The organism is Methylobacterium sp. 22177, from assembly GCF_052045615.1.
Lineage (GTDB): Bacteria > Pseudomonadota > Alphaproteobacteria > Rhizobiales > Beijerinckiaceae > Methylobacterium > Methylobacterium radiotolerans.
Genome location: NZ_JBQEPK010000047.1, coordinates 1 through 24,548 on the forward strand (window position 1 = coordinate 1; position 24,548 = coordinate 24,548).

The 24,548-nt window shown below is 72.9% G+C and carries 20 protein-coding genes; 10 read left to right on the top strand and 10 right to left on the bottom strand.

Translation table 11 applies throughout. The annotated features are described in order from the left end of the window. Nucleotides 1–560 precede the first annotated feature (560 nt). From ACTJK8_RS27285 to ACTJK8_RS27295, 3 genes are all read left to right on the top strand, one after another. A complete protein-coding gene (locus tag ACTJK8_RS27285; RefSeq protein WP_012318500.1) occupies nucleotides 561–1,043 on the top strand; it encodes a MucR family transcriptional regulator in 483 nt (160 codons plus the stop codon). A gap of 130 nt (nucleotides 1,044–1,173) precedes the next feature. Further along, nucleotides 1,174–2,631 (top strand): Do family serine endopeptidase, encoded by a 1,458-nt coding sequence (locus tag ACTJK8_RS27290; protein WP_024830494.1) that lies wholly within the window; start codon nucleotides 1,174–1,176, stop codon nucleotides 2,629–2,631. Nucleotides 2,632–2,718: 87 nt separating this feature from the next. Beyond that, a complete protein-coding gene (locus ACTJK8_RS27295; protein WP_012318502.1) occupies nucleotides 2,719–4,062 on the top strand; it encodes a replication-associated recombination protein A in 1,344 nt (447 codons plus the stop codon). 6 nt (nucleotides 4,063–4,068) lie between these two features. Here the strand turns inward: ACTJK8_RS27295 and ACTJK8_RS27300 are convergent, their stop codons facing one another. Next, on the bottom strand, nucleotides 4,069–4,533 hold the full coding sequence (locus ACTJK8_RS27300) for an Lrp/AsnC family transcriptional regulator (protein ID WP_041372296.1): 465 nt from the start codon (nucleotides 4,531–4,533) through the stop codon (nucleotides 4,069–4,071). A gap of 251 nt (nucleotides 4,534–4,784) precedes the next feature. On the opposite strand from ACTJK8_RS27300, the gene ACTJK8_RS27305 reads away from it, so the two are divergent. After that, nucleotides 4,785–5,795 carry a 1-aminocyclopropane-1-carboxylate deaminase gene (locus tag ACTJK8_RS27305; protein ID WP_012318504.1) on the top strand — a complete coding sequence of 337 codons (1,011 nt, stop codon included), beginning with the start codon at nucleotides 4,785–4,787 and terminating at the stop codon, nucleotides 5,793–5,795. 220 nt (nucleotides 5,796–6,015) lie between these two features. Beyond that, nucleotides 6,016–7,785 carry a gamma-glutamyltransferase gene (gene ggt, locus ACTJK8_RS27310; protein ID WP_053622097.1) on the top strand — a complete coding sequence of 590 codons (1,770 nt, stop codon included), beginning with the start codon at nucleotides 6,016–6,018 and terminating at the stop codon, nucleotides 7,783–7,785. Between the two features lie 122 nt (nucleotides 7,786–7,907). Here ggt and purD read toward each other — a convergent pair whose 3' ends face one another. The 3 genes from purD to ACTJK8_RS27325 form a co-directional block, all read right to left on the bottom strand. After that, on the bottom strand, nucleotides 7,908–9,182 hold the full coding sequence (purD, locus tag ACTJK8_RS27315) for a phosphoribosylamine--glycine ligase (RefSeq protein WP_012318506.1): 1,275 nt from the start codon (nucleotides 9,180–9,182) through the stop codon (nucleotides 7,908–7,910). A gap of 109 nt (nucleotides 9,183–9,291) precedes the next feature. Further along, nucleotides 9,292–9,618 (bottom strand): hypothetical protein, encoded by a 327-nt coding sequence (locus ACTJK8_RS27320; protein WP_024830490.1) that lies wholly within the window; start codon nucleotides 9,616–9,618, stop codon nucleotides 9,292–9,294. 86 nt (nucleotides 9,619–9,704) lie between these two features. Beyond that, entirely contained in the window at nucleotides 9,705–10,931 is a 1,227-nt protein-coding gene (locus tag ACTJK8_RS27325; protein WP_440762833.1) for an oxalate decarboxylase family bicupin, read from the bottom strand. Between the two features lie 204 nt (nucleotides 10,932–11,135). Between ACTJK8_RS27325 and ACTJK8_RS27330 the strand changes: the two genes are divergently transcribed. Both ACTJK8_RS27330 and ACTJK8_RS27335 read left to right on the top strand, forming a co-directional pair. After that, nucleotides 11,136–12,407, top strand: a complete 1,272-nt coding sequence (locus ACTJK8_RS27330) for an efflux RND transporter periplasmic adaptor subunit (RefSeq protein ID WP_012318509.1) — start codon at nucleotides 11,136–11,138, stop codon at nucleotides 12,405–12,407. Nucleotides 12,408–12,584: 177 nt separating this feature from the next. Further along, nucleotides 12,585–15,014 carry a membrane-bound PQQ-dependent dehydrogenase, glucose/quinate/shikimate family gene (locus ACTJK8_RS27335; protein ID WP_440762834.1) on the top strand — a complete coding sequence of 810 codons (2,430 nt, stop codon included), beginning with the start codon at nucleotides 12,585–12,587 and terminating at the stop codon, nucleotides 15,012–15,014. 82 nt (nucleotides 15,015–15,096) lie between these two features. On the opposite strand, the gene ACTJK8_RS27340 is transcribed toward ACTJK8_RS27335, so the two are convergent. From ACTJK8_RS27340 to ACTJK8_RS27365, 6 genes are all read right to left on the bottom strand, one after another. Further along, nucleotides 15,097–16,032: a dihydrodipicolinate synthase family protein gene (locus tag ACTJK8_RS27340; protein WP_012318511.1), complete on the bottom strand. Its 936-nt coding sequence runs from the start codon at nucleotides 16,030–16,032 to the stop codon at nucleotides 15,097–15,099. Between the two features lie 148 nt (nucleotides 16,033–16,180). Beyond that, the gene (locus tag ACTJK8_RS27345; RefSeq protein WP_182180223.1) at nucleotides 16,181–18,457 is read right to left on the bottom strand and encodes a xanthine dehydrogenase family protein molybdopterin-binding subunit; all 2,277 of its coding nucleotides are present in this window, start codon (nucleotides 18,455–18,457) and stop codon (nucleotides 16,181–16,183) included. 166 nt (nucleotides 18,458–18,623) lie between these two features. Further along, a complete protein-coding gene (locus tag ACTJK8_RS27350; RefSeq protein ID WP_440762835.1) occupies nucleotides 18,624–19,667 on the bottom strand; it encodes an FAD binding domain-containing protein in 1,044 nt (347 codons plus the stop codon). After that, nucleotides 19,664–20,158 (bottom strand): (2Fe-2S)-binding protein, encoded by a 495-nt coding sequence (locus tag ACTJK8_RS27355; protein ID WP_012318514.1) that lies wholly within the window; start codon nucleotides 20,156–20,158, stop codon nucleotides 19,664–19,666. Before ACTJK8_RS27355 ends, ACTJK8_RS27350 begins: the two co-directional genes overlap by 4 nt. 116 nt (nucleotides 20,159–20,274) lie before the next feature. Then, nucleotides 20,275–20,505 (bottom strand): DUF2945 domain-containing protein, encoded by a 231-nt coding sequence (locus ACTJK8_RS27360; RefSeq protein WP_012318515.1) that lies wholly within the window; start codon nucleotides 20,503–20,505, stop codon nucleotides 20,275–20,277. A 78-nt stretch (nucleotides 20,506–20,583) separates the two neighbouring features. Then, nucleotides 20,584–20,847: a hypothetical protein gene (locus ACTJK8_RS27365; RefSeq protein ID WP_012318516.1), complete on the bottom strand. Its 264-nt coding sequence runs from the start codon at nucleotides 20,845–20,847 to the stop codon at nucleotides 20,584–20,586. 171 nt (nucleotides 20,848–21,018) lie between these two features. Between ACTJK8_RS27365 and ACTJK8_RS27370 the strand changes: the two genes are divergently transcribed. The 3 genes from ACTJK8_RS27370 (at nucleotide 21,019) to ACTJK8_RS27380 (ending at nucleotide 24,526) form a co-directional block, all read left to right on the top strand. Further along, nucleotides 21,019–22,263, top strand: a complete 1,245-nt coding sequence (locus tag ACTJK8_RS27370) for a sensor histidine kinase (protein WP_012318517.1) — start codon at nucleotides 21,019–21,021, stop codon at nucleotides 22,261–22,263. 94 nt (nucleotides 22,264–22,357) lie between these two features. Beyond that, the gene (locus ACTJK8_RS27375) at nucleotides 22,358–23,491 is read left to right on the top strand and encodes a hypothetical protein (protein WP_024830483.1); all 1,134 of its coding nucleotides are present in this window, start codon (nucleotides 22,358–22,360) and stop codon (nucleotides 23,489–23,491) included. Nucleotides 23,492–23,581: 90 nt separating this feature from the next. Further along, on the top strand, nucleotides 23,582–24,526 hold the full coding sequence (locus tag ACTJK8_RS27380; protein WP_012318519.1) for an alpha/beta hydrolase: 945 nt from the start codon (nucleotides 23,582–23,584) through the stop codon (nucleotides 24,524–24,526). Nucleotides 24,527–24,548: the final 22 nt, after the last annotated feature.

Consider the following 24,548-nt stretch of genomic DNA (forward strand, 5'->3'; position numbering starts at 1 on the left):
AGGTCACAGGTTCAAATCCTGTCCCCGCAACCAAATCCCGACACACAGAACCCGCCGCGCCCCCAAGCGCGGCGGGTTCTGCGTTTGTCCGGACCCGGACCGGGCCGGAACGCCTCATCCGGTTCGCCGTCGGTCCCCTTCCAGATTCTCCGTCGCTCGCCGCGCAGGTCCGATCGCCGACAGGCTCTCTGAGGTTGTCCTCTCGCCCTTGAGGTATCGACCGGCGACGCCCTCCGAATGCACAATCGACGGGCAGAAACGGACTCGGAAGCTCTAAAGCCTGCGCCGCATCGCACCTTCGGCTGTAGAGCGGAGGCCCTTCCCGATCGTAAGGACAATCTGGCAATATCGATTGCGCACAAGCGAGAATCCGGTAGGCATTACTCCTTGAGGTTGAGCGATCAAGATCACTCTTCTTACGCTATTTGGGACCGTATACCCCAATTCCGAATTTAAGACTTGACCCATCTTCCAGATGCGATTGTATCAGGCGTCCGAATCGCGACGCAGTGCTTGCGTTCTGGCGAGTTTCGTCATCACGAGAAGGCAACGCACACGACATGGCCCAGTCGAACGGCGGCTCTCTCCGCTTCGTCACGCTCGCCTCCGAGATCGTCTCGGCCTATGTGAGCCACAATCACGTGCAGAGCGCGGATCTGCCCGGCCTCCTCAACGAGGTGCACGCGGCGATCCGGGGGATCTGCGACGCCGGCCAGAGCCAGCCGATCGCCAAGGCGACCGCGCAGGAGATCCGGCGCTCGATCAATCCGGATTTCCTGATCTCGTTCGAGGATGGGAAGCCCTACAAGACGCTGCGCCGGCACCTCACCCTGCGCGGCCTGACCCCGGAGGCCTACCGCGCCAAGTGGGGCCTCGCCTCGGACTACCCGATGACGGCCCAGAGCTATTCCGAGCAGCGCTCGCAGCTCGCCCGGTCCCTGGGCCTCGGTCAGCCGCGCGCCGCCGCGGCGGCCGCGCCCGAGAACGAGCCCGCGCCGCAGCCCGCCGGGAAGCGGCGGGCGCGCAGCAAGGAAGCCGTCTGACGGCGACCGCCCCCCCTGCGGCGAAGGTGTCGTCGACCTGCCGCAATCGACCCCGATAGCGTGAGGCCGCACGGTGCGCCTGCCTTCTCTCGGCCTGGACGGCGCGCCCGCCCAGACGCCGGAGCCCTGCATGCTGACCCGCCTCACCCTGCCCGCCCTCGTCGCAGCCCTGCTGGCCGCCAGCCCGGCCGCGGCGCAGATGGCGCGGACGGAGACCCGGGAGCCTGCGAAGGACGGCACCGCGAAGGTCGTGCCGCTCAGCAAGGCCGACGTGCAGCTCTCCTTCGCCCCCGTGGTGAAGCGGGCCGCGCCGTCGGTGGTGAACGTCTACGCCTCCCACGTGGACAAGCGCTCCAGCGCGCGCACCAGCGCCATGGAGGAGTTCATGCGCCGCTTCTTCGGCGAGCCGGAGGGCGGTCGCGGTCCCCGGGGTGACCGGGCGCAGCGGTCCCTGGGCTCGGGCGTCCTGGTCGATGCCGACGGGCTCGTGATCACCAACAACCACGTCATCGACAACATGAACGAGGTCCGGATCGCCCTGGCGGATCGCCGCGAGTTCGAGGCCACGATCGTGATGCGCGACACCCGCACCGACCTCGCGGTGCTCAAGATCAAGGAGCCGCCGAAGGGCCTCGTGCCGATGCCGTTCGGCGATGCCGATGCCCTGGAGGTCGGCGACTTCGTGATGGCGATCGGCAACCCGTTCGGCGTCGGCCAGACGGTGACGCAGGGCATCGTCTCGGCCCTGGCGCGCACGCAGGTCGGCTCGGCGGACTATCAGTACTTCATCCAGACCGACGCGGCGATCAACCCGGGCAATTCCGGCGGCGCGCTGGTGGACCTGCGCGGCCAGCTCGTCGGCATCAACACCGCGATCTACTCGCAATCGGGCGGCAGCCACGGCATCGGCTTCGCGATCCCGGTGGGCATGGTCAAGGCGGTGGTCGACGCCGCCCGCGACGGGGCGAGCGTGGTGCGCCGGCCCTGGCTCGGGGCGCGGATCCAGAGCGTGACACCCGACATCGCCGACAGCATGGGTCTCGACCACCCGACCGGCGTGCTGGTGGCGAGCCTCCAGCCCAAGAGCCCGGCCGAGGAGGCGGGCCTGAAGCGCGGCGACCTGATCCTCACGGTCGACGGCCAGGAGGTGGCCGACCCGGAGGCCTTCGGCTACCGCTTCGCCCTGAAGGGCGTGCAGGGCCACGCCCGGTTCGGGATCCTGCGCGGCACGGCCCGGCAGACGGTCTCGGTCAAGCTCGCCCCGGCTCCCGAGACGCGCCCGCGGGACGTGCTCAAGGTGAAGACCCGCTCGCCGTTCGTCGGCGCGACCCTCGTCAACACCTCGCCGGCGGTGGCCGAGGAGATGCAGGTGGACTTCCCGGCCGAGGGCGTGGCCGTGCAGGCGGTGGACGAGAACTCCATCGCGGCCCGGGTCGGGCTGCAGAAGGGCGACGTGATCGTGGCGGTCAACGGCGTGCCGATGTCGACCACCAAGGATCTCGACCGGGTCACCCGCAACAGCCTCAATTCGTGGGAGGTCGCGATCAACCGCAACGGCGAGATCCTGACCTCGGTGTTCGGCGGCTGATCCCGTCCGGGGGCGCCAGGTCCGTGGCCGTGGGCAAGCCCCGGCTCCCGGCTTGCGCCCCCGGCCGCGCCCGGTGTTGATGCGCGGATGTCCGACCTGTTCGCCTCCGCGGAACCGCCTCCCGCGCCGGATCCCGGCCGCGCCCCCGGTGCCGAGGCCGCCCGCCCGCTGGCGGACCGGCTGCGCCCGCAGACCCTCGCCGAGGTCGTCGGCCAGGAACACCTGACCGGGGAGGGCGGGGCGCTCACGCGCCTGCTGCGGGGACGGACGCTCGGCTCGCTGATCTTCTGGGGACCGCCCGGCACCGGCAAGACCACGGTGGCGCGGCTGCTCGCCCAGGGCACGGACCTGCATTTCGAGCAGATCTCGGCGATCTTCTCCGGCGTGCCCGACCTGCGGAAGGTGTTCGAGGCCGCCCGCAAGCGCCGGGCGACCGGGCAGGGGACCCTGCTGTTCGTCGACGAGATCCACCGGTTCAACCGGGCGCAGCTCGACGCCTTCCTGCCGGTGATGGAGGACGGGACCGTCACGCTGGTGGGCGCGACGACGGAGAATCCGTCCTTCGAGCTCAACGCCGCGCTCCTGTCCCGCGCCCGGGTGCTGCTGTTCCGGGCGCTCGACCCGGGCGCCGTCGCGCGGCTCCTGGTCCGGGCCGAGGCGCTGACGGGCCAGGCCCTGCCGCTCACCGAGGAGGCCCGGGGCGTGCTGGTCCGCATGGCCGACGGGGACGGTCGGGCGGCCCTGACGCTGGCGGAGGAGGTCTGGCGCTCGGCCCGACCCGGCGAGACCCTCGACGCCGAGGCGCTTCAAGAGATCGTGCAGCGGCGCGCGCCGATCTACGACAAGGCGCAGGAGGGCCACTACAACCTGATCTCGGCGCTCCACAAGACCGTCCGCGGCTCGGACCCGGACGCGGCGCTCTACTATCTCTGCCGGATGCTCGATGCCGGCGAGGACCGGCTGTTCATCGCCCGCCGGCTGGTGCGCATGGCGGTGGAGGATATCGGGCTCGCCGACCCGCAGGCGCTGGTGGTGGCCAACGCCGCCAAGGACGCCTTCGACTTCCTCGGCAGCCCCGAGGGCGAGCTGGCCCTCGCCCAGGCGGCGATCTACCTCGCCTGCGCGCCGAAATCGAACGCCGTCTACACCGCCTACAAGGCCGCGACGCGCCTCGCCAAGGAGGCGGGCTCCCTGCCGCCGCCGCGCACCATCCTCAACGCGCCGACCAAGCTGATGAAGCGGATCGGCTACGGCGAGGGCTACCGCTACGACCACGACGAGCCCGACGCCTTCTCGGGCCAGGATTACTGGCCCGACGCGCTGGGGCGCCAGCACCTCTATCAGCCGACCGAACGGGGCTACGAGAACCGCATCGCCGAGCGGCTCGACCGCTGGGAGGCGTTGCGGAAGGAACGGCGCGGGGAGGGGTAGGCGGCCTCACAGATCGAGGGGCGCGTTGTCGATCACCTCCTTCATCACGAAGAAGGTCCGGGTCTGGCGCACCCCCGGCAGGCCGATCAGCGTGGCGCTGTGGAGGCGGTTGAAGTCGGCCATGTCGGAGACCCGGATCTTCAGCATGTAGTCGAAGTCGCCGGCCACGAGGTGGCAGTCGAGGAGCGCGGGAATCGCCCGCACGGCCGCCTCGAATTCCGAGAAACTCTCGGGGGTCGAGCGGTCGAGCACGACGCCGACGAAGACCAGGGTGCCGCGTCCGACCCGCATCGGATCGATCAGCGCCCGGACCGCCCGCACGAACCCGTCCGCGAACAGGCGCTGGATCCGGCGATGGCAGGTGGCCGCGCTGGTGCCGACCCGCTCGGCGATCTCGGCATTGGCCATGCGCCCGTCCGCCTGGAGGAGGCGGAGGATCTTCTGGTCGATCCGGTCGAGCCCTGCGGACATGGACGATTCTTTCAGGGTCACAGCTCAATCCGGAATTCTCTGCAGCTGAGGCGCCCAGCAACGCAAGTGGCGGGATGTCTGAGCTGAAAGATCGAGAGCACCTTTCATCGCGGATCGGGTAGTTTTCCCCGCGCCTCGAAGACGGAGCCGGGCCTCGCGCCGGGCCGTCCCCGAGGCCTCGCTTCGACGCGTCCGGGCCCGGCGGAGACCGCTCCTGCCCCCGGCCGCGCCCCGAGACCCGGAGAGACCCGATGCTGGACAAATTCGAGCGCTATCCCCTGACCTTCGGCCCGACGCCGATCGAGCCGCTCAAGCGCCTGACCGCGCATCTCGGCGGGGAGGTCGAGCTCTACGCCAAGCGCGAGGATTGCAATTCCGGCCTCGCCTACGGCGGCAACAAGCTGCGCAAGCTCGAGTACATCGTGCCGGACGCCATCGCGAGCGGCGCCGACACGCTGGTGTCGATCGGCGGCGTGCAGTCGAACCACACCCGCATGGTCGCGGCGGTCGCCGCCAAGATCGGGATGAAGTGCCGGCTGATCCAGGAGGCCTGGGTGCCGCACGAGGACGCGGTCTACGACCGGGTCGGCAACATCCTCCTGTCGCGGATCATGGGCGCGCAGACGCAGCTCGTCGATGACGGGTTCGACATCGGCATCCGCGATTCGTGGAAGCGGGCGCTCGCCGAGGTCGAGGCCGAGGGCGGCAAGCCCTACGCGATCCCGGCCGGCGCCTCCGTGCACAAGTACGGCGGGCTCGGCTACGTCGGCTTCGCGGAGGAGGTCCGCAAGCAGGAGGCCGAGATGGGCCTGCGCTTCGACTACGTGGTGGTCTGCACGGTGACGGGCTCGACCCATGCCGGCATGCTGGTGGGCTTCTCGGCCGACGGGCGCGCCCGCAACGTCATCGGCATCGACGCCTCCTGCACACCGGCCCAGACCAAGGCCCAGGTCCTCGACATCGCCCAGAACACCGCCGCCCTGGTCGGCGCGGGTGACATCGTGGCCGACGACGTGGTGCTCAACGAGGATTACGCCTACCCGGTCTACGGCGTGCCCTCGAAGGAGACCGTGGAGGCGATCCGGCTCTCGGCCCGGCTCGAGGGGATGATCACCGACCCGGTCTACGAGGGGAAGTCGATGCAGGGCATGATCGACCTCGTGAAGAAGGGCTTCTTTCCGAAGGGCTCGAAGGTGCTCTACGCCCATCTCGGCGGCGCACCGGCGCTGAACGGCTACAGCTACACGTTCCGCAACGGCTGAGGCGGGATCGGAAGGCCTGCCCGGCCTCTCCCTTCCACCCGCCCCTGTCCTGAGGTGCGGCGAAGCCGCCTCGAAGGAGCCCTCCTTCGGGGCCTGCGCTCCGGCGCCTCAGGACGGGGTCGCGCGTGGGACCGGTCGGCCGGCACCCGCGTCGTCCCACCTGCCCTATATGGCGGCCTGCGCCAGCAACGGCGCGGGACCCGAACCGGAGAGGGCAAGGATGATCGCACCGGCACGCGCATTGCTCCTGACGGCCCTGCTCGCCCTGGGCGCGCCCGCCGCGCGGGCCGCCTCGGGACCGGCCGTGGAGGCCGAGAACGGGATGGTGGTCTCGTCCCAGCGCCTCGCCTCGCAGGTGGGCGCCGACATCCTGAGGGCCGGCGGCAACGCCGTCGACGCCGCGGTGGCGGTGGCCTACGCCGAGGCGGTGGTGAACCCCTGCTGCGGCAATCTCGGCGGCGGCGGCTTCCTGGTGCTCCACAGCGCCGACGGGCGCAGCCGATTCATCAACTTCCGCGAGACGGCTCCGGCGGCCGCGACCCGAGACATGTATCTCGACGCCGCCGGCACCGTCGTGAAGGGCGCGAGCCTGCGCGGCTGGAAGGCGGCCGGCGTGCCCGGGACGGTGCTCGGCCTCAACACCGCGCTCGCCGCGTACGGGACCCTGCCGCTGGCCCAGGTGATGGCGCCGGCGATCGCGCTCGCCCGGGACGGGTTCGTGCTGACCCGGGGCGATACCGACATCCTCGAATCCGGCACGAAGGTGTTCGCGGGCCAAGCGAACGTCGCCCGGATCTTCCTGCGCCCGGACGGCAGCCCCTGGCGGCCCGGGGACCGGCTGGTCCAGGCCGACCTCGCCCGCACCCTCCAGGCCATCGCCGACCGCGGCGCGGACGCGTTCTACAGGGGCGCGATCCCGGCCGCCGTGGAGGCGGCCTCCCGGGCGGGCGGCGGCCTGCTGACGGCGTCCGACTTCGCCGCCTACACGGTGACGCAGTCCGAGCCGCTCACCTGCCGCTACCGGGGCGCGACGATCCTGTCGGCGCCCCCGCCCTCGTCGGGCGGGACCACGCTCTGCGAGATCCTCACCGTCCTCGACGGCTACGACCTGCGGGCCGCCGGGTTCAACTCGGCCCGGACCGTGCACCTGATGGTCGAGGCGATGCGGCGCGCCTACGCGGACCGCAACCTGCTGCTCGGCGACCCGGCCTTCGTGGAGAACCCGGTCGACCGGCTGCTGTCGCCGGCCTACGCGGAGACGCTCCGGGCCTCGATCCGCCCAGACCGGGCGACCCCGTCGGCGGAGATCCGGCCGGATCCCGGCCCGGAGACGCGGGAACGGCCCGAGACCACCCACATCTCGGTGATGGACAGGGCCGGCAACGCGGTCGCGCTGACCTACACGATCAACGGCTATTTCGGCGCCGGGGTGATCGCCGGCGACACCGGGTTCTTCCTCAACGATGAGATGGACGACTTCACGGTCAAGACCGGGGTGCCGAACCTGTTCGGCCTCGTGCAGGGGACGAAGAACGCGATCCAGCCGGGCAAGCGCCCGCTCTCGTCCATGGCGCCCACGATCGTGCTGCGCGACGGCAGGGTCGCGCTGGTGGCGGGCTCGCCGGGGGGCTCGCGGATCATCACGATCAACGCGCAGACGCTGATCAACATGCTCGACTTCGGCATGGAGCCGCAGGAGGCGGTGGACGCCCCGCGCATCCACCACCAGTGGCTGCCCGACACGATCTACGCCGAGCCCTTCGCGCTCTCGGCGGACACGCAGGGCCTCCTGCGGGGCATGGGCCACACGATCGTCGAGCAGAAGCCCTGGGGCGCACAGGAACTCATCGCGGTCCGCGCCGCGGCGCCCGCCCTGCCGGAGGCCGCGTCGTCGGGCAACGACGCCTCGCGCACGGAGCGGATGCGGCCGGGCCTGCTCTACGGCGCCAACGACAACCGCCGGCCGGCCGGCGCGGCTGTGGGGGAGTAGGGGAGGGTCCCGGAGGCCGCGCGGCACCGCGCGGGCTCGGGTCCCGGATCAGCCTCCGCGGCGACCCGGGCGTCCGGGGCAGGGGGCGCACGGCCCGCCGGGGCGTCGAACACGGGCGCCGCTTAGCCCTCTCCCGCCTCCCGCGCCACGGCGCGGAACCCGATGTCGCGCCGGCAGAAACCCTCCGGCCAGTCGATCCGGGCCACCGCCGCGTAGGCGCGGGCCTTGGCGTCGGTGACGCTGTCGCCGAGGGCCGTCACCGCCAGGACCCGGCCGCCGTCGGCGAGCAGCTGCCCGTCCTCGGCGCGGGTGCCGGCCTGGAACACGTGGACCCCGTCGCCCTCGGCGGCGTCGACGCCCCGGATCACCGAGCCCCGGACCACGGCGCCCGGGTAGCCGGCCGCCGCCATCACCACGGTGAGGGCCGCCCGGTGGGGATCGAATTCCAGGCCCACGCCGGACAGGTCGCCGTCGCAGGCCGAGAGCAGGGCCGGCACGAGGTCGGAGGCGAGGCGCGGCATCAGCACCTGCGCCTCGGGGTCGCCGAAGCGGGTGTTGTACTCGATCAGCTTGGGGCCGTCGGCGGTGAGCATCAGGCCGGCGTACAGGATGCCGGTGAACGGGCAGCCGCGGGCCCGCATGCCGGCGAGCGTCGGCGCGATGATCTCGGCCATGACCCGGGCCTCGATCTCCGGGGTGACCACCCGGGCCGGGGAATAGGCGCCCATGCCGCCGGTATTGGGACCGCGGTCGCCGTCGAAGACCCGCTTGTGGTCCTGGGCGGTGCCGAGGGGGATCGCCCGCGTGCCGTCGCACAGGGCGAAGAAGCTCGCCTCCTCGCCGAACAGGCACTCCTCGACCACCACCTCGGCGCCGGGCTCGGCGAAGAGGGCGGTCAGCGCGTCCTCGGCCTGGTCGACGGTTTCGGCCACGGTGACGCCCTTGCCGGCGGCGAGGCCGTCGGCCTTCACGACGATCGGGGCCCCCTGCTGGCGGACATAGGCCAGCGCCGGCTCCAGTTCGGTGAAGCGCGCGAAGGCGGCGGTGGGGATGTTGCAGGCGGCGCAGAGATCCTTGGTGAAGCCCTTCGAGCCCTCGAGCCGGGCGGCGTCGCGGGTCGGCCCGAAGGCGCGGATCCCGGCGGCCTTCAGGTCGTCCACCAGGCCGGCGACGAGGGGCGCCTCGGGCCCGACCACCACGAGGCCGATCGACTCCGCCGCGCAGAAGGCGGCCACGGCCGCGTGGTCCGTGACCTTGAGGTCCGGTCGGTTGGTCCCGTGGCGGGCCGTGCCGGGATTGCCCGGCGCCGTGAACAGGCGGGTGCAGAGCGGGCTCTGGGCCAGTCGCCAGGCCAGGGCGTGCTCGCGGCCGCCGGAGCCGATCAGCAGGATGTTCATGCGCACGCCACCATGGGCCCAGCTTCTGGGGGAAGCGTGCCCGCGGGAAAAGGTTTTTTTCGGGCTTTCCCCGCTCTGCGCGGATATCCCGGCGGCTCGGAGGCCGATGTCAGCAGCCGATGCAGACGCTCGTGTTGAGGCCGCCCCCCCGCCGCACGACCCCGTTGCGGCCGATATGGCGGCCCCGGTACACGTCCCCGCGGACGCCCCGATAGGGCAGGTAGGGCCCGAAGGAGTCGGCCTGGACGTTGCGCTGGATCGTCTGGTTCAGCGTGTTGAAGTCCGAGACCCGCTGCTGGTTGAGCGACCGGATCTGGCCCTGCAGGGCAAACGAGGCGTTGGCGGCGTTCGGGTCGTTCTGCTGCACCTGCGCCCGGGCGGAGCTCGCCGGGAGGGCGAGCGCCAGGACGAGGAGCGCGCGGGACGCGGCGCGCATGGGTCCCTCCGTGGGAGATTCGAGCGGTCTTCGGAAACGCTTGTCCGAAGTCGACGCGCCAGGATCGGTCCGGGTTCCCGGGCGCGTCAACCCGGCACGACGGGGGATTTCGTCTCCGGCAGGGCCTCGACGAGCTTGGGATCCAGACCGGTATGGGCCTGGACCAGGGGGTGCGGTGTGAGGGCCAGCCACTGCGTCAGGGAGATGTCGGCGTAGCGCGGGCTCTTGAACATCTCCAGGAAGGTCAGGGTCGTGTCGCCGGTATTCTCGATATAGTGCCCCATGGCGAAGGGCACGTAGCCGACGTCGCCGGCCCGGTAGTCGAAGGTGCGGGCCTTCGATTCCGAGCCGAACACCGTCATCCGGCCCTGGCCGGAGAGGTAGTACTGCCACTCGTCGCTGTTCGGGTGCCAGTGCAGCTCGCGCAGCCCTCCGGGCTCGACCTCGACCAGCGCCGCCGCGATCGTCACGGAGGCCGGGAACACCGTGGAATCGGTGACGCGCACGCTGCCGCCCCGGGTGCGGACCGGCTCCTGCGCCAGCATCCGGTGGCTGAAGGTCTTCGGCACCGGCCCGGAGCCGCCCATCTTGTCGGCCGCGAGCGGTCCCGGCTTGGGACCGGGGAAGATGTAGAGTTCCTTCTGCGGAACCTCGGCGAAGGCGGCCTCGGGCAGGCCGAAGTTCTTGGCGAGCACGTCCGTCGGCGTGTGCGCCAGCCAGTCGGTCAGCAGGAAGGTGGAATCCTCCGAGAAGCCGCCGTCGTCGAACACGAGCAGGAACTCGCAGCCGTCGACCCCGTCGGCGGCGAGCCCCTGGATCGAGTGCGGGATGCCGCCCGGGAAGTACCAGAGATCGCCCGCGCCGACGTCGTCCGCGAAGGTGCGCCCGTCCTGGTCGACCGCGGTGATCCGGGCCTTGCCCTTGATCATGTAGGCCCACTCGGCTTCCTTGTGCCAGTGCATCTCGCGGACCGCGCCGGCCTTGAGCCGCATGTTGACCCCCGCCATGGCCTTGGAGACCGGCAGCTCGCGGATCGTGGTCTGGCGCGCCCAGCCGCCCTCCTCCAGCCGCATGTGGCTGTCCGCGAAGGACCATTTCAGGTTCGGCATCGTGCCGTGATCGGTGGCGGGCGGCGCCAGGGTGAACGGCTCCTCGGCGGCGCGAGGCCTGTTCTGCGGGCCCAGGATGTCGGCCCCCTTGCCGCCGCGCTCGGGACGGGGCGCGGAGGGCCCGGCGGATTGCGCCGCGGCGGAGGATGCCGCCATCGCGCCGCCGGCGGCTGCGATGACGGCGCGCCTGGAGATCTCGGTCATCGTGGATCGGTCCCTGCGTCAGTGGCAGGGAAACCGGTCGCGTGCTCGGAGGATCCGCGGACGGGCCGCACTGTGCGCTGCGGCATCTCGCCCGGAGACCGCGCGCGGTCTATGCATTGCGTACGGCGCATTGGATACGGCACCGGACGCGTCCCGACCGGGCGCCGATGCGGCGGTTCAGGCGCGGCGCGACCCGAGGGCAGGATGGCGGACCGGGACAGTTCAGCCGCGGACGGAACCGTCCCGCCCGCCCGCGGCGGCCGCCGGTGGCTCGCCCTGCTGGCGCTGGCGGGCCTCGGTGCCCTCGGATACCGCCTGTGGCCGGAAGCGTCCCGCGCGGCGAGTCCGCCCGCCGCCGCCGAGGCGAAGCCGCCGACCGTGCGAGTCGCCGCCGCGGCCCGGGCCTCCGACACCCTGAGCCTGACCCAGACGGGCACCACCCAGGCGTTCGACATCGCGAACCTCTACCCGCGGGCGACCGGCTACATCGTCGAGCGCAAGGTCGATATCGGCTCGCACGTGAAGGCGGGCGACCTGCTGTTCCGGATCAGCGCGCCCGACCTCGACCAGCAGCTGGTCCAGGCCCAGTCGCAGGTGCTGCAGCTCCAGGCGGCGCTGATCCAGGCGCGGGCGATGGTGGACCAGGCCGAGGCCAACCGCCACCTCGCCGACGTCACCAACCGGCGGACCTCGACACTGGCCGGCACCGGGGTCGAGACCCGGCAGAACGCCGACACGTCCCAGGCCGGGGTGCTGGCGCAGACCGCCAACGTCGACGCCGCCAGGGCCGCCGTGAAGGTCGCGGAGGCGAACATCGCCGCCCAGGAGGCGCAGGTCGCCCGGCTCAAGGTCCTGACCGGGTTCGAGGAGATCCGCGCGCCCTTCGACGGGGTGGTGACGGCCCGCAACAACGACGTCGGCGACGCGGTCACGGCGGACACCAATACGGGGGCGCCGCTCCTCACGCTGAACCGCGACGACGTGCTGCGCATGGCGGTGAACGTGCCGCTCTACGCCGCCGACGGCGTCCGCGACGGGCTGGCCGCCAAGGTCGAGGTGGCGCAGATCCCGGGCCGGATCTTCCCCGGCACGGTCTCGCGCTCGTCGACGACGCTGCTCTCGGCCGCGCGCACGCTGGTCACGCAGGTCGACATCCCCAATCCCGACGGCGCGCTGCGGCCGGGGCTCTACATCACCATCACGCTGGAGATCCCGCGCGTCTCGCCCGCCGTGACGGTGCCGAACGACGCCCTGATCTTCGACCAGCACGGGACCCGCGTGGCCGTGGTCGAGGCGGCCGGGGAGGGGGGCGGCGTGGTGCGGATGCGCCCGGTCACGATCTTCCGGCAGACCCGCACGCTGCTGGAACTGCGCGACGGCCTGAGCGGCGGCGAGCGCGTCGTCGTGGGGCCGCCGGCCTCGCTGCGCGACGGCGACAGGGTCACCCTGCGTCCGGAGGACCGGGCCGGGGCGTGAGCCGCGCTGTGGGCGGCGGCCGTACGCGCGGCACGGGACGGGCGCCCGCCGTCCGGCCGCCGTGTCCAGCCCTGGGACAGCTCCGGCGGCGATAAGCGCCGGGCACGCGGCGGCCGACGCGGGGTCAGACCCCGGCGCCGCCGTGACCGGCCGGCTCAGGAAGCGGATCTCACCGCCGTGGCACTCGGAACGATAGCGCTGTCGATCGCGCTGCTTGGGCTCGCCCTGGCGATCCTCGGGCTGACACTGGCCCTCGCGGGGGGGACCTGGTTCTACGTCGCCCTGGGCGTGGGCGTGCTGGCCTCCGGCGTCGAGCTGGCCCGGCGGCGGCAGCGCGGCCTCGGGATCTACGCGCTGGTGCTGGCCGCGGCCTTCGCCTGGACGGTCGGCGAGGTCGGGCTCGACAAGTGGCAATGGATCCCGCGCGGGGCCCTGCTCCTCCTCATCGGACTCGTGCTCTGCCTGCCCCCCGTGGTGCGGCGCCTGCGCGACGCGCCGGAGCGGCCCTGGAAGCCTGGCCTCGGGAACGGCCCGCTCGCCCTCCGGGTCGTCGTGCTGCTGATCGCGGCCTCGGGTGCCGCGTCCTGGTTCTTCGACCCGGTCGAGACGCGGGGCAGCCTGCCGAAGGTCGCGGGGGCGGGGCCCGCCGCCGTCGATCCGAGCGGCGTTCCCTATCCGGCCGACGATTGGGTCGCCTACGGCGGCACCAATCTCGGCCAGCGCTACTCGGCGCTGGCGGACATCAGCACCGCCAATGTCCGGGGCCTCGCCGTGGCCTGGGAGCACCATACCGGCGACCTGCGCGGCGACAGCCGGGCGGATCCGAAGGAATTCACCTTCGAGGCCACGCCCATCAAGGTGAACGGGCTGCTCTACCTCTGCACGCCGCACAACATCGTCCAGGCCCTGGAGCCCGAAACCGGCCGGCTGGTCTGGGCCTTCGACCCGAAGATGGCGCGGGACGGCCAGTACCAGCACCAGACCTGCCGCGGCGTGTCCTACAACGACTCGACCGGCTACGCGCCGCCCGCCGAGGCCGATGCGGACAGGGCCGCCGCCGTCGTGGCCGCGGTCGCCGAATGTCCGCGCCGGATCATCGCGGCCTCGGTCGACGCGCGCCTCTACGCGCTGAACGCCGAGACCGGCGCCCCGTGCAGGACCTTCGGGGCGGACGGGTTCGTCGACCTGAAGGCGCAGATGCCGAACCTCCGGCGCGCCGCCTATCAGCAGACCTCGGCGCCGCTGGTGACCCGGGACCTCATCGTCCTCGGCAGCGCCATCGCCGACAACTACTACGCGGACAACCCCTCGGGCGTGATCCGTGCCTTCGACGTGCGCACCGGCGCGATCGTCTGGAAGTTCGACGCCGGCAAGCCCGACGCGACCGCGCCGCTGCGGCCCGGCGACAAGTACGAGCCCAACTCGGCGGTGGCCTGGACGCAGTTCTCGGCCGACGAGGCCCTGGGGCTCGTCTACGTGCCGTTCGGCAACCGGGCGCCCGATCAGGTGGGCGTGGCCCGGTCGAGGGCCGACGAGGCCCTCATCGACGCCCTGGCGGCGCTGGATCTGGAGACGGGCACGCTGCGCTGGGCGTTCCGGACCACGTATCACGACCTCTGGGACCGCGATAACCCGTCCCAGCCGGTCCTCCTCACCCTGCCGCAGGGCGAGGGGACGGTGCCGGCGATCCTGATCCCCACCAAGGTCGGCAACGTCTGGGTCCTCGACCGCCGCACCGGCGCCCCGATCCGGCCGGTCTCCGAGGTCCCGGTCTCGACCCGGACCGACATCCCGGGGGAGACGCCGTCCCCGGTCCAGCCGATGTCGTCCCTCCGCTTCACGCCGGCGCCGCTGACGGAGGCCGGCATGTGGGGCGTCACGCCCTTCGACCAGATTCAGTGCCGCCTCGCCTTCCGGTCGAACCGCTACGACGGCAACCCGTTCACACCGCCCCAGGCGTCGGAGGGCGCGATCGTCTGGCCCGGCAATATCGGGGTGTTCAACTGGGGGTCGGTAGCGGTCGATCCGGTCCATCACTGGATGATCGCGACGCCGCAATACCTGCCCTACATCTACCGCCTGCTCCCGCGCCCGCCGGGCGAGCCGGAACGGCGCCTCGTCGGCGCCGATCCCGAGGCGAGCCCGGTCAACGAGAATCTCGGCGGCCCCTACGCGGTCTCCATCGCGCACATGCGCTCCGCCCTCGGCATCCCCTGCAGCGCGCCGCCCTGGGGCGTGCGGGTCGGCGTGAATCTCGCCGACGGCACGCTCGCCTGGAAGCGCCGCAACGGCACGGTCGCGGGGCAGAAGGTCGGCGGCCTGGCGGTCCCGCTCCCCCTGGAGATGGGCATGCTGGCCCACGGCGGCACCCTGACCACGGCGGGCGGCGTCGCGTTCACGGCCGCCACGCTCGACGACCGCATGCGCGGCTACGACATGCGGACCGGTGAGGTCCTGTGGTCCACGACGTTGCCGGCCGGCGGCCAAGCCACGCCGATGACCTATCGCGGCCGCGACGGCCGGCAGTACGTGGTGATCGCGGCGGGCGGGCACGGCGCCCTCGGCACCACGCCGGGCGACTCGGTCATCGCCTTCAGGCTGGAGTGAGCCGTCGCGCGCCGGCCGGCCGCCGAAGCGGGCGCTGCGGCGGCTTCGGCGAGGCCCCGGCCCTTCCGGCCGGGGCGGCGTTCTAGGCCGCGAGCCGGGCCCGCGCGTCGGTGCGGGCGAGGCGGGCCAGCAGGTACTCGACCTCGGCCTTCGCCTGCGCGGTCAGAGCCTGCGACGGCTTGCGCTGCGCGTCGGACGCGAAGATCCCCCGGCGCATGAACACGTATTTGCGCACCGCGAGCCCCAGCGGGCCCTGCTGCTGCTCGTAGCGGAGATAGGGGAGGTGGGCGTCGAACAGGTCGTGGGCAGCGTCGCGCTGCCCCGCCCGGCCGAGGCGGACCACGTCGACCAGCATCTCCGGGAAGGCGTAGCCGGTATTGGCCCCGTCGGCGCCGCGCTCGGTCTCGAAGTCGAGGAACAGGCCGCCATTGCCCACGAGGATGGAGATGTGGCGCATCGAGCCGTCCGCCTCGAAGCCGCGCAGCGTGGAGATCTTCTCCAGGCCCGGCCAGTCCTCGTGCTTGAGCATCACGCAGGAGGGGTTCTCGGACACGATCCGGCGGATCACCCCGGGGGTCATCTGGACCGAGAAGGTGAGGGGATAGTCCTGAAGCACGAAGGGCACGTCCGGGCCCACGGCCTCGGCGGCATTCCGAAAATAGCCGACCACCTGGTCGTCGGTGCGGAGCGTGTTGGGCGGCGCGATCATCACGCCGGCCGCGCCCAGCTCCATCACCTCCCGGGCGAGCGCCCGCATGGCCGCGAAGCCCGGGGCCGTGACGCCGACGATCACCGGCAGCCGGGTGCGCCCGAGGACGCGCCGCGCCACCGCGATCCCCTCCGCGTGGTCGAGCTTGCCGGCCTCGCCGAGCTGGCCGAGGATCGTCAGGCCGTCGACGCCGGCCGCCCCGAAGAAGTCGGTCATCCGGTCGAGGGAGACCTCGTCGATCCGGCCGTCCGGATGGAACGGCGTCGGCGCGATCGGGACGACGCCGCCGATGTCGCTGGTGAGAGGCATGCCGGTCTCCGCGCTGCTGCTGCGGCGGCCGCCGGCCGCCGGGTGGCATGCCCCATACTAAAAAATCCCGGGCGACGCGACGCGCCCGGGACGGGATCGGGCGCTGGACGGGATCGGACCGCGTTCGGCGCGCGACCGACCCGCTCGGTCAGCCCAGCAGCTTGTCGAGGGTGATCGGCATCTCGCGGACCCGCACGCCGGTGGCGTGCCAGACCGCGTTGGCGATGGCGCCCACCGTGCCGGTGATGCCGATCTCGCCGACCCCCTTCACGCCGAGGTTGTTCACCACCGCGTCGTCCTCGTGGACCAGGATCGCCTCCATGGCGGGCACGTCGGCGTTCACCGGCACGTGGTACTCGGCGAGGTTGTCGTTGAGGAACCGGCCGGTGCGCGGGTCCATCTCGGCCCGCTCGTGCAGGGCGAAGGACAGGCCCCAGATCATCCCGCCGTAATACTGGCTCCGGACGAGGCGCGGGTTGATCACCCGTCCGGCCGCGAAGGCGCCGACGAGGCGGCTCACGCGGATCTGGCCGAGATCGGGATCGACCTTCACCTCGGCGAAGACCGCGCCGTGGGCGTGCATGGCGTAGGAGGCCTGCGCCGCCGGGTCGGCGCCGGCCTTGCCCTGGCCCTCGATTCTCGACCGGCCGGCCCGCCTGAGGATGTCGGTGAAGGACTCGCTCCGACCCGGGTCGTCGCGCCGGGTCAGACGCCCGTCCGCGGCGGTCACGCCGGCGTTGCCGGCGCCGTAGAGCGGGGAGGCGGGATCGTTGGTGGCGAGCTCGGCCAGCTGCCGGATCACGTCGCCGGCCGCCGCGTGGACCGCGCCGCCCGCGGTGGCGGTGTGGCCCGAGCCGCCCGCGATGCCGGCATTCGGCAGGTCGGACGAGCCCATCCGGAAGGTGAGGGCGTCCATCCCGATCCCCAGCCCGTCGGCGGCGATCTGGGCCAGCGCCGTCCACGAGCCCTGGCCCATGTCGATCGCCCCGAGCTCCACCGTTCCGGTGCCGTCGGCGCGGATCTCGGCCCGGGCCATGCCTTCGAAGATCAGCGCCGGGAAGGTGGCGGTGCCCATGCCGGTGCCGACCAGGAAACCGTCCTTGTCGCGCGTCTGCCGGGGCCGGAGCGGGCGCCCGGCCCAGCCGAACGCCTCGGCGCCGCGGCGGTAGCAGTCCCGCAGGGCCTTGGAGGAGAACGGCTTGCCGGTGATCGGCTCGACCTCGGCGTAGTTGGCGAGGCGGAACTCCAGCGGGTCCATGCCGAGTTCGTGGGCCATCTCGTCCAGCGCGCTCTCCAGGGCGACGCTGCCGGTGGCCTCGCCGGGCGCGCGCATGAACAGCGGCGTGCCGGTGTCGAGGCGCACGGCCTCGTGCCGGATGGCGATGGCGGGGCTCGCGTAGAGGGTGCTGGTCGCCCGGCCCGCCGGCTCGAAGAAGTCGTCGAAGCTCGACGAGGCGGTGCGGATGTGGTGGTCGAGGGCCGTCAGCTTGCCGGACGCGTCGGCGCCGAGCCGGAGGGTCTGCCGGGTCGGCCCGCGATGGCCCATCGGGCCGTACATCTGCGTGCGGGTCGGGACGAGCTTCACCGGCCTGCCGACGAGCTTCGCCGCCATGCAGGCGAGCACCTGCGGCCCGGCGGGGACGCCCTTCGAGCCGAAGCCGCCGCCGAGATAGGGGCTCTCGATGTGGATGTCGTCGGGGCTGATGCCGAAGAGCCCGGCGAGCCGGGCCTGCGACATGGCGAGCGCCTGGGTCGGCATGAAGAGCGTCAGCCGGTTCCCGTCCCAGCTCGCCACCGCCGCGTGGGGCTCCATGGCGTTGTGGTACTGGGCCGGCGTCTCGTAGGTCGCGGCGATCGTCCTGGACGCGGCCGCGAGTCCGGCCTCGACGTCGCCGTCCGTCTCGACGGGCGGGGCGCCGACGCCGACCGAATCCGGCGTGAAGGCCGCGCCGGCATCGAGCCCGATCCGCGGCGTCTCGGCCGCGTAGGTCGGGGCGAGCAGCCGGGCGCCCTCGGTGGCCGCCTCCAGGGTCTCGGCGATCACCACGGCGATGGGCTGGTTGGCGTAGCGGACGCGGTCGTTCTGCAGGAGGTCGAGGCGGAACGTGAACGGCCCGTCCTTGGCGTCCGGGTCCTTGGCGAGCGCCGGGGCGTGCCCCGGCCGCATCACCGCCACGACGCCGGGATGCGCCTCGGCGGCGGCCACGTCGAGGCCGGTGACGCGGCCGCGGGCGATCCGGGCGACGCAGAGCGCCGCGTGGAGGGTGCCGGGAGGCAGGTTGTCGGCGGAGAAGCGGGCCTGGCCCGTCACCTTGAGGGGGCCGTCGCGCCGGGTCAGCGGCTGGCCGATGCTGGAGCCGTGGCGGATCGCGCCGGCGGGGAGGTTCGAGGCGGGCATGTTCGATGGCTTGGAGGTCGCGGTCATGCGGGTCTCCTCAAAGGGGTCCGGTTGAAGCCTTCGGTTGCGGCGACCCGCTCCGTCATCGCGAGCGGAGCGAAGTGACCCAGGGCAGCGCGACGTCGGGCATCGTGGCGCCGCCCGGCTCGCTCCGCCCGCGATGACGGCGCCGAGCCGCCGACCGGGGGCGGGGTCAGACGATGCCGAACGGGGAGGCGGGGAGCGCCGGGATCCGGGCGGGCGTGCCCGCGGCGGCCTGGGTCAGCGCGCGGATCGCCACCCGGCGGGCGAGCTCGATCTTGAAGGCGTTGGCTTCGCCGGTGGGCCTGGCGCCGGACAGCGCCGCGTCGGCGGCCTTCGCGAAGGCCTCGGCGGAGGGTGCCTGTCCGGCGAGCGCCGCCTCGGCCTCCGCCACCCGCCAGGGCTTGAGCGCCAGCCCGCCCAGGGCGAGCCGGGCCTGCCCGATCCGGCCGCCGGCCTCCAGGGTGAGGGCGGCCGCCGCCGAGACGACCGCGAAGGCGTAGGAGGTGCGGTCGCGGACCTTGAGGTAGCGGGCGTTGCCCCGGAAGGACGCCGCCTCCGGGGGCAGGCGCAGGGCGGTGATCAGCTCGCCGGGCCGCAGGTCGGTCTCCCGCTCCGGGTGGTCGCCGGGGAGGTGGTGGAACGCGGTGAGCGGCACCTCCCGGGCGCCGTCCGGCCCGGTGATCTCCACCACCGCGTCGAGGGCGGCGAGCGGCACGCAGAAGTCGGACGGGTGGGTGGCGATGCAGTGCTCGCTCCAGCCCTGGACCGCGTGGATGCGGGTGGCGTGCCCCAGGGCCGCGCAGCCGGAGCCGGGGGCGCGCTTGTTGCAGGGCGAGACCGCGTCGGTGAAGTACTGGCAGCGGGTGCGCTGCATCAGGTTGCCGCCGACCGTGGCGGCGTTGCGCAGCTGCGCCGAGGCGCCGGCCAGCAGGGCCTCGGCCACCATCGGGTAGGCCTCGGCGAAGGCCGAATCGTGGGCGAGGTCGCTGTTGCGCACCAGGGCGCCGACCCGGGCGGTGCCGTCCGGCAGCCGCTCGATGGCCGAGAGGCCGGGGAGGCGGGTGATGTCGACGACCCGCTCCGGCGTGGCGACGCCGCCCTTCATCAGGTCGACGAGGTTGGTGCCGGCGGCGAGGTAGGCCGTGCCCGGAAGCTGGCCGGCCGCCACGGCCTCGGGCACGCTCGCGGGGCGGATGTAGTCGAAGGTCCTCACGCCGCGTCCTCCCGCTGCTCCGAGGTCCGGGCCGCCGCGTCCTGCACGGCGTCCAGGATGCCCGCGTAGGCGCCGCAGCGGCAGAGATTGCCGCTCATGCCCTCGCGGATGCGCTCCGGATCGGTGCCGGCATGACCCTCGCGGATCAGGCCGACCGCGCTCATGATCTGGCCGGGGGTGCAGAAGCCGCACTGGAAGCCGTCATGGGCGATGAAGGCCGCCTGGACCGGGTGCAGCCGGTCGCCCTCGGCGAGCCCCTCGATGGTCAGGATCTCGGCGCCGTCGAGGCTCGCGGCGAGGGTCAGGCAGCTGTTGATGCGCCGCCCGTTCACCAGGACCGTGCAGGCGCCGCACTGGCCGCGGTCGCAGCCCTTCTTGGCGCCCGTCAGGCCGAGGCGCTCGCGCAGGAGATCGAGGAGGGTGACGCGCGGATCGTCGAGGGCGATCTCGCGCGGCTGCCCGTTCAGGGTGAGCCTGAGGGGAATGGTCATGCGGGGGTCCCGGCTTTTGAGGCTGGAACCGTTACAGATAGCCGCTACCGCGCCCTCGGCGAGACCTTATGCAGAAAGCGATGTGCGCAAGATCACAGCACGCGCAGGTTGCGCGTTCACGCTGACTTGACCGTGACCTCCGAGGCGGATTTCAGCGCCGTCTTGCCCTTGGCGGTCTTGATCTCCACCGCCGGCTTCGCCTTCGAAGCCTCGCGCTTCACCGTGTTGCCCTGGATGGTCTTCTCGACGTCGTGGGTGTGGACCTTGGTCACCTCGCCCGAGACGGTGCCCTTGCCCCATTTGTAGGTAACGTCGTCGCCGGTCTTCACCTTGGCCTTGGCAGTCATCCGATCCTCCGTCGTGGCTGCGGGACAAGGCGCCGGGAGCGGGTGCGTTCCCGGCTCTCCACGGCCGGGATGCCGCACTCAGCGCCCGACCTCCCGGCGCAGGGCCGCGACCATCGTCTCGACCGCCGCCTGCGCGGTCTCACCGAGGTCGATGTCGGTCTCGCCGGCGGTGACGAGGCCGCGCGCCTCCAGTTCCTCCACGCCCTCCGGGTCGGCCTCGTGGCCGGCGCCGTCCCGGCGGATCACCGAGGTGACCCTCTCGCCGCTGACGAGGCGGTGGTAGGCCGCGAAGGCGAAGATCGAGAGGGCCTTGTCGGAGAGTCCGTTCAGGTCGTCGGCCATGCGTGCGCTCCTCGCGTCGGGTTCGTCGGACGAACGCCGTACGGGCCTGAGGGGTCCGGACGGACGCCAGGGTGCGACGACACGCGCGGCGACAGGTGCGACGACAGGCGCGCCCGCCGGAGCGGCGCCGCTTCGCGCCGGGCCCGGCTTGCTGCTAATCTGCCGCTCTCCATGACCCAGCACACCGATCAGACCGAAGTGGAACCGAGCCCCGAGACGCGCCCCGCGCCCGCGCCGCCCGATCTCGACTATCGCCTGCGCCAGCAGGCGATCCTGTCCGAGTTCGGCGTCGAGGCTCTGCGCGGCACCGATGTCGATCACCTGCTGCAGCGGGCCGCGGAACTGTGCGCGCAGGGCATGGGCGCGGAGTTCTGCAAGGCCCTGGAATATCAGCGCGGCGCCGACACCCTGCTGGTCCGGGCCGGCGTCGGCTGGGGACCCGACGTGATCGGGAAGGCCCGGATCGGGGCGGACCTCGCCTCCCCCGCGGGCTTCGCCCTCAAGACCGGCCGGCCGGTGATCTCCAACCACCTCGCCGACGAGACCCGGTTCCGCACGCCGCAGCTCATGGCCGAGCACGGCATTCGCCGGGCGATCAACGTGCTGATCGAGAACCGGGACGGCGCCTTCGGGGTGCTGGAGGTGGACGACACCCGCGAGGGCATGTTCGCGGAGGCCGACATCGCCTTCATGCAGGGCTTCGCCAACCTGCTCGGGGGCGCCATCGAGCGCCAGCGGACCGAGAGCCTGCTGCGGGCCGCCCTCGCCCGGCAGGACCTGCTCGCCCGCGAGATGAGCCACCGGGTCAAGAACAGCCTCGCCATCGTGGCGAGCCTCCTCGCCCTGCAGGCCCGGGCCGCCGAGGACCCGGCCGTGCAGACGGCCCTGGCGGACGCGCGCAGCCGCGTCGAGGCGATCGCGGGCGTCCACGACCAGCTCTGGCGGCAGGGTGACAAGGCGGAGGGGGAGGGGGAGGGGGTGCCGGGCGAGCTCGACCTCGCGCCCTTCCTCGAGAAGCTCGTGGCCAACCTCGCCAGCGGCGTGCCGGGCCAGCGGCTCGCCTGCGCGGCCTGCCCGCAGCGGATCTCGGCCGATCGGGCGATCCCCATCGGCCTGCTGGTCAACGAACTCGTCACCAACGCGCTCAAATACGCCTACCCCCCCGAGACGCACCCGGCAGGCGGCGAGATCCGGGTCCGCGCCGAGCGCCGGCCCGAGGGGCTCGTGGTCGAGGTGGCCGACGACGGGATCGGCCTGCCGGCGGGATTCGAGATCGGGCGTAACTCGAGGAGCCTCGGGATGCGGGTGGTCGGCAGCCTCACGCGCCAGCTCGGCGGCAGCCTGACGATTCCGGCCCGGGAGAAGGGCACCTGCTTCCGCCTGGAGGTGCCCCTGGAGATGCCCCCGGCCGGCTGAGCGCGGCGTGCTCCCCGACCGGGCGGGGACTGGACAGAGGCCCTGCCCCGCCGCGATCTGGGCGCGACGGGTTCGGCGAGACAGAGCGGATGCAGTGACCGGAGACAGGACGACGGCGGCGCTCCTCGCCGAACGGCTCCACGCCTTTCGGAGCCTCGGCGACAATTGCGAGTTCGGGTTCGTGCAGCGCTACGGCGGGGTCGAGCCCTCCGGCCTGCTGCGCTTCTCCTACACGCCCATGGAGGACCTGATCCGCGGCCTGCGCTGCGGCTTCGCGGATTTCGGCGTGCCGGGCGACCTGCGGCTCTCCGTGAGTTCCGGCGGCACCTATTACTGCCACAGCGTCGCCTACAACATCTGGGCGAATACCGGGCACCCGGCCGGCTCGATCGAGCCGGAGGTGCTGCTGGAGCGGGAATACGGCCGGCTGGCCCATCTCAAGCGCAAGCTGCTCGACGAACTCGCGGACGGCTCGAAGATCCTGGTGCGCAAGGTCGGCCGCGACGAGACCGAGGCCGACTTCGCCCGCCTGGTCGAGGCGGTCCGGGCGCACGGGCCCTCGACGCTGCTGCGCGTGACCGAGGCCGGACCGGACTGGGTTCCCGAACCGGCCCGGCGCGTCGCCGACCGGCTGATCGCGGGACAGGTCCGCCGGTTCGCGCCGGTGGAGCAGGCCTGGGAGGTCGATCTCGAACCCTGGATGCACCTCGTGGACAGCGCCTACGCGCTGGAGCGCGGCGCGGCGCCGACCCGCCTCGACGCCGCCGCCTTCCCGGAGGCGCTGGCGCTGCCGGGACGCCTGCGCCGGCATGTCGGCCGGCACCGGGCGACGGCCTTGAGCGCCTACACGCGGGCGGTGGATCCGGCCGGCTTCCGCGCCGACACGGTCCACGTGTTCTCGAGCTGGGTGTGGATCCCGGAGGACTTCGCCGGGGACCGGGTCTTCGCGGCGGCCGGCTACGCGCGGCTCGGCTGGCGGGACGCCGACCTGTCGCGGCGCCGGTGCTGGCAGCGCGTCTGGGCGGCGGGACGGCTGCGCCCCGACGCGGCGCGGGAGCCCGTCGGGCTCGGCATGATCGGCACGCGGCGGGACGGGTTCTGGTCCGCCGGGGCCCGCTTCGCCGAGGGGCCGATCCCCGGCGATGAGCCGGCGCCGGAGCTGCGGATGCCGCCGGCCCGGTTCCCGGGCCGGGATCTCCTCGGCCGGCTGCTGCCGCGGGTCCTGTAGACCCCGGACCGGCACCCGACCGGGAACCGATCCGGCACGGCGGTCTTGCCTACCGGGCCGCACGGGACAGCGCCCGTCGCGAGGGAGCCCATGCCCGGTTCCGTGCCCGACCGCCGCTCTCTGCTCCTCACCCTGGCCGCGGGGTCGGCGCTCCTGTCGACGCGGGGCGCCGACGCCGTCGGGGCGCCGGAGCGGATCCCGCTCTGGCCGGGGCAGCCGCCGGGCGGCGGCGGTCCGCAGGGTCCGCCGGTCCGCGACGACAGCGGCGCCGTGAAGAACGTCGCCGTGCCGGTCCTGGAGGTGTACGCCCCGGAGACGCCGACCGGCGTGGCGGTCCTCGTCGCCGGCGGCGGCGGCTACGCGCGGATCGGGATAGTCAAGGAGGCGCTCCCCGCCGCGCTCTGGCTCGCCGCGCAGGGCATCACGGCCTTCGTGCTCACCTACCGCCTGCCGGGCGAGGGCTGGGCGGCGGGCCCCCTGGCGCCGCTCCAGGACGGGCAGCGGGCCCTGCGCCTGATCCGCGCCGCTTCCGGGCGCTTCCGGATCGACCCGGCCCGCGTCGGCGTGCTCGGCTTCTCCGCCGGCGGCCACCTCGGCGGCCTGATCGCCGCGCGCTCCGCGTTCCGGGCCTACGAACCCGTGGACGCGGCCGACGACCTGTCGGCGCGGCCCGATTTCGCGACGCTGATCTACCCCGTGGTGAGCCTGGAGCCGCCCCACGACCGCACGACCACCCGGCGCTCCCTGGTCGGCGAGGCCCCGAGCCCGGAGGCGAGCCGGGACTGGTCGCTCCAGACCCATATCCGGTCCGGCTGCCCGACGCTGTTCCTCGTGCAGGCGGACGACGACCCGGTCATCAGCCCGGAGCACAGCCGCATCCTGGACGCGGCCTGCCGCGCGGCGGGCGTGCCGGTCGAGTACCACCGCTTCGCGGTCGGCGGCCACGGTTTCGGGATCGGCCGGTCGGAGGCGCCGGTCGCCCTCTGGCCGAGGCTCTGCCGGCTCTGGCTGACCAGCGTGTCGGTGATGCGCTGACGCGGCGCGCACCGCCTGCCTG

Excerpts from the sequence above, each read along its gene's own strand:
- ACTJK8_RS27330 (WP_012318509.1), top strand. The coding sequence starts at position 11,136 with ATGGCGGACCGGGACAGTTCAGCCGCGGACGGAACCGTCCCGCCCGCC.
- ACTJK8_RS27290 (WP_024830494.1), top strand. The coding sequence starts at position 1,174 with ATGCTGACCCGCCTCACCCTGCCCGCCCTCGTCGCAGCCCTGCTGGCC.
- purD (WP_012318506.1), bottom strand. The coding sequence starts at position 9,182 with ATGAACATCCTGCTGATCGGCTCCGGCGGCCGCGAGCACGCCCTGGCC.
- ACTJK8_RS27285 (WP_012318500.1), top strand. The coding sequence starts at position 561 with ATGGCCCAGTCGAACGGCGGCTCTCTCCGCTTCGTCACGCTCGCCTCC.
- ACTJK8_RS27370 (WP_012318517.1), top strand. The coding sequence starts at position 21,019 with ATGACCCAGCACACCGATCAGACCGAAGTGGAACCGAGCCCCGAGACG.
- ACTJK8_RS27295 (WP_012318502.1), top strand. The coding sequence starts at position 2,719 with ATGTCCGACCTGTTCGCCTCCGCGGAACCGCCTCCCGCGCCGGATCCC.
- ACTJK8_RS27345 (WP_182180223.1), bottom strand. The coding sequence starts at position 18,457 with ATGACCGCGACCTCCAAGCCATCGAACATGCCCGCCTCGAACCTCCCC.
- ggt (WP_053622097.1), top strand. The coding sequence starts at position 6,016 with ATGATCGCACCGGCACGCGCATTGCTCCTGACGGCCCTGCTCGCCCTG.
- ACTJK8_RS27300 (WP_041372296.1), bottom strand. The coding sequence starts at position 4,533 with ATGTCCGCAGGGCTCGACCGGATCGACCAGAAGATCCTCCGCCTCCTC.
- ACTJK8_RS27365 (WP_012318516.1), bottom strand. The coding sequence starts at position 20,847 with ATGGCCGACGACCTGAACGGACTCTCCGACAAGGCCCTCTCGATCTTC.
- ACTJK8_RS27305 (WP_012318504.1), top strand. The coding sequence starts at position 4,785 with ATGCTGGACAAATTCGAGCGCTATCCCCTGACCTTCGGCCCGACGCCG.
- ACTJK8_RS27325 (WP_440762833.1), bottom strand. The coding sequence starts at position 10,931 with ATGACCGAGATCTCCAGGCGCGCCGTCATCGCAGCCGCCGGCGGCGCG.
- ACTJK8_RS27380 (WP_012318519.1), top strand. The coding sequence starts at position 23,582 with ATGCCCGGTTCCGTGCCCGACCGCCGCTCTCTGCTCCTCACCCTGGCC.
- ACTJK8_RS27355 (WP_012318514.1), bottom strand. The coding sequence starts at position 20,158 with ATGACCATTCCCCTCAGGCTCACCCTGAACGGGCAGCCGCGCGAGATC.
- ACTJK8_RS27320 (WP_024830490.1), bottom strand. The coding sequence starts at position 9,618 with ATGCGCGCCGCGTCCCGCGCGCTCCTCGTCCTGGCGCTCGCCCTCCCG.
- ACTJK8_RS27360 (WP_012318515.1), bottom strand. The coding sequence starts at position 20,505 with ATGACTGCCAAGGCCAAGGTGAAGACCGGCGACGACGTTACCTACAAA.
- ACTJK8_RS27340 (WP_012318511.1), bottom strand. The coding sequence starts at position 16,032 with ATGCCTCTCACCAGCGACATCGGCGGCGTCGTCCCGATCGCGCCGACG.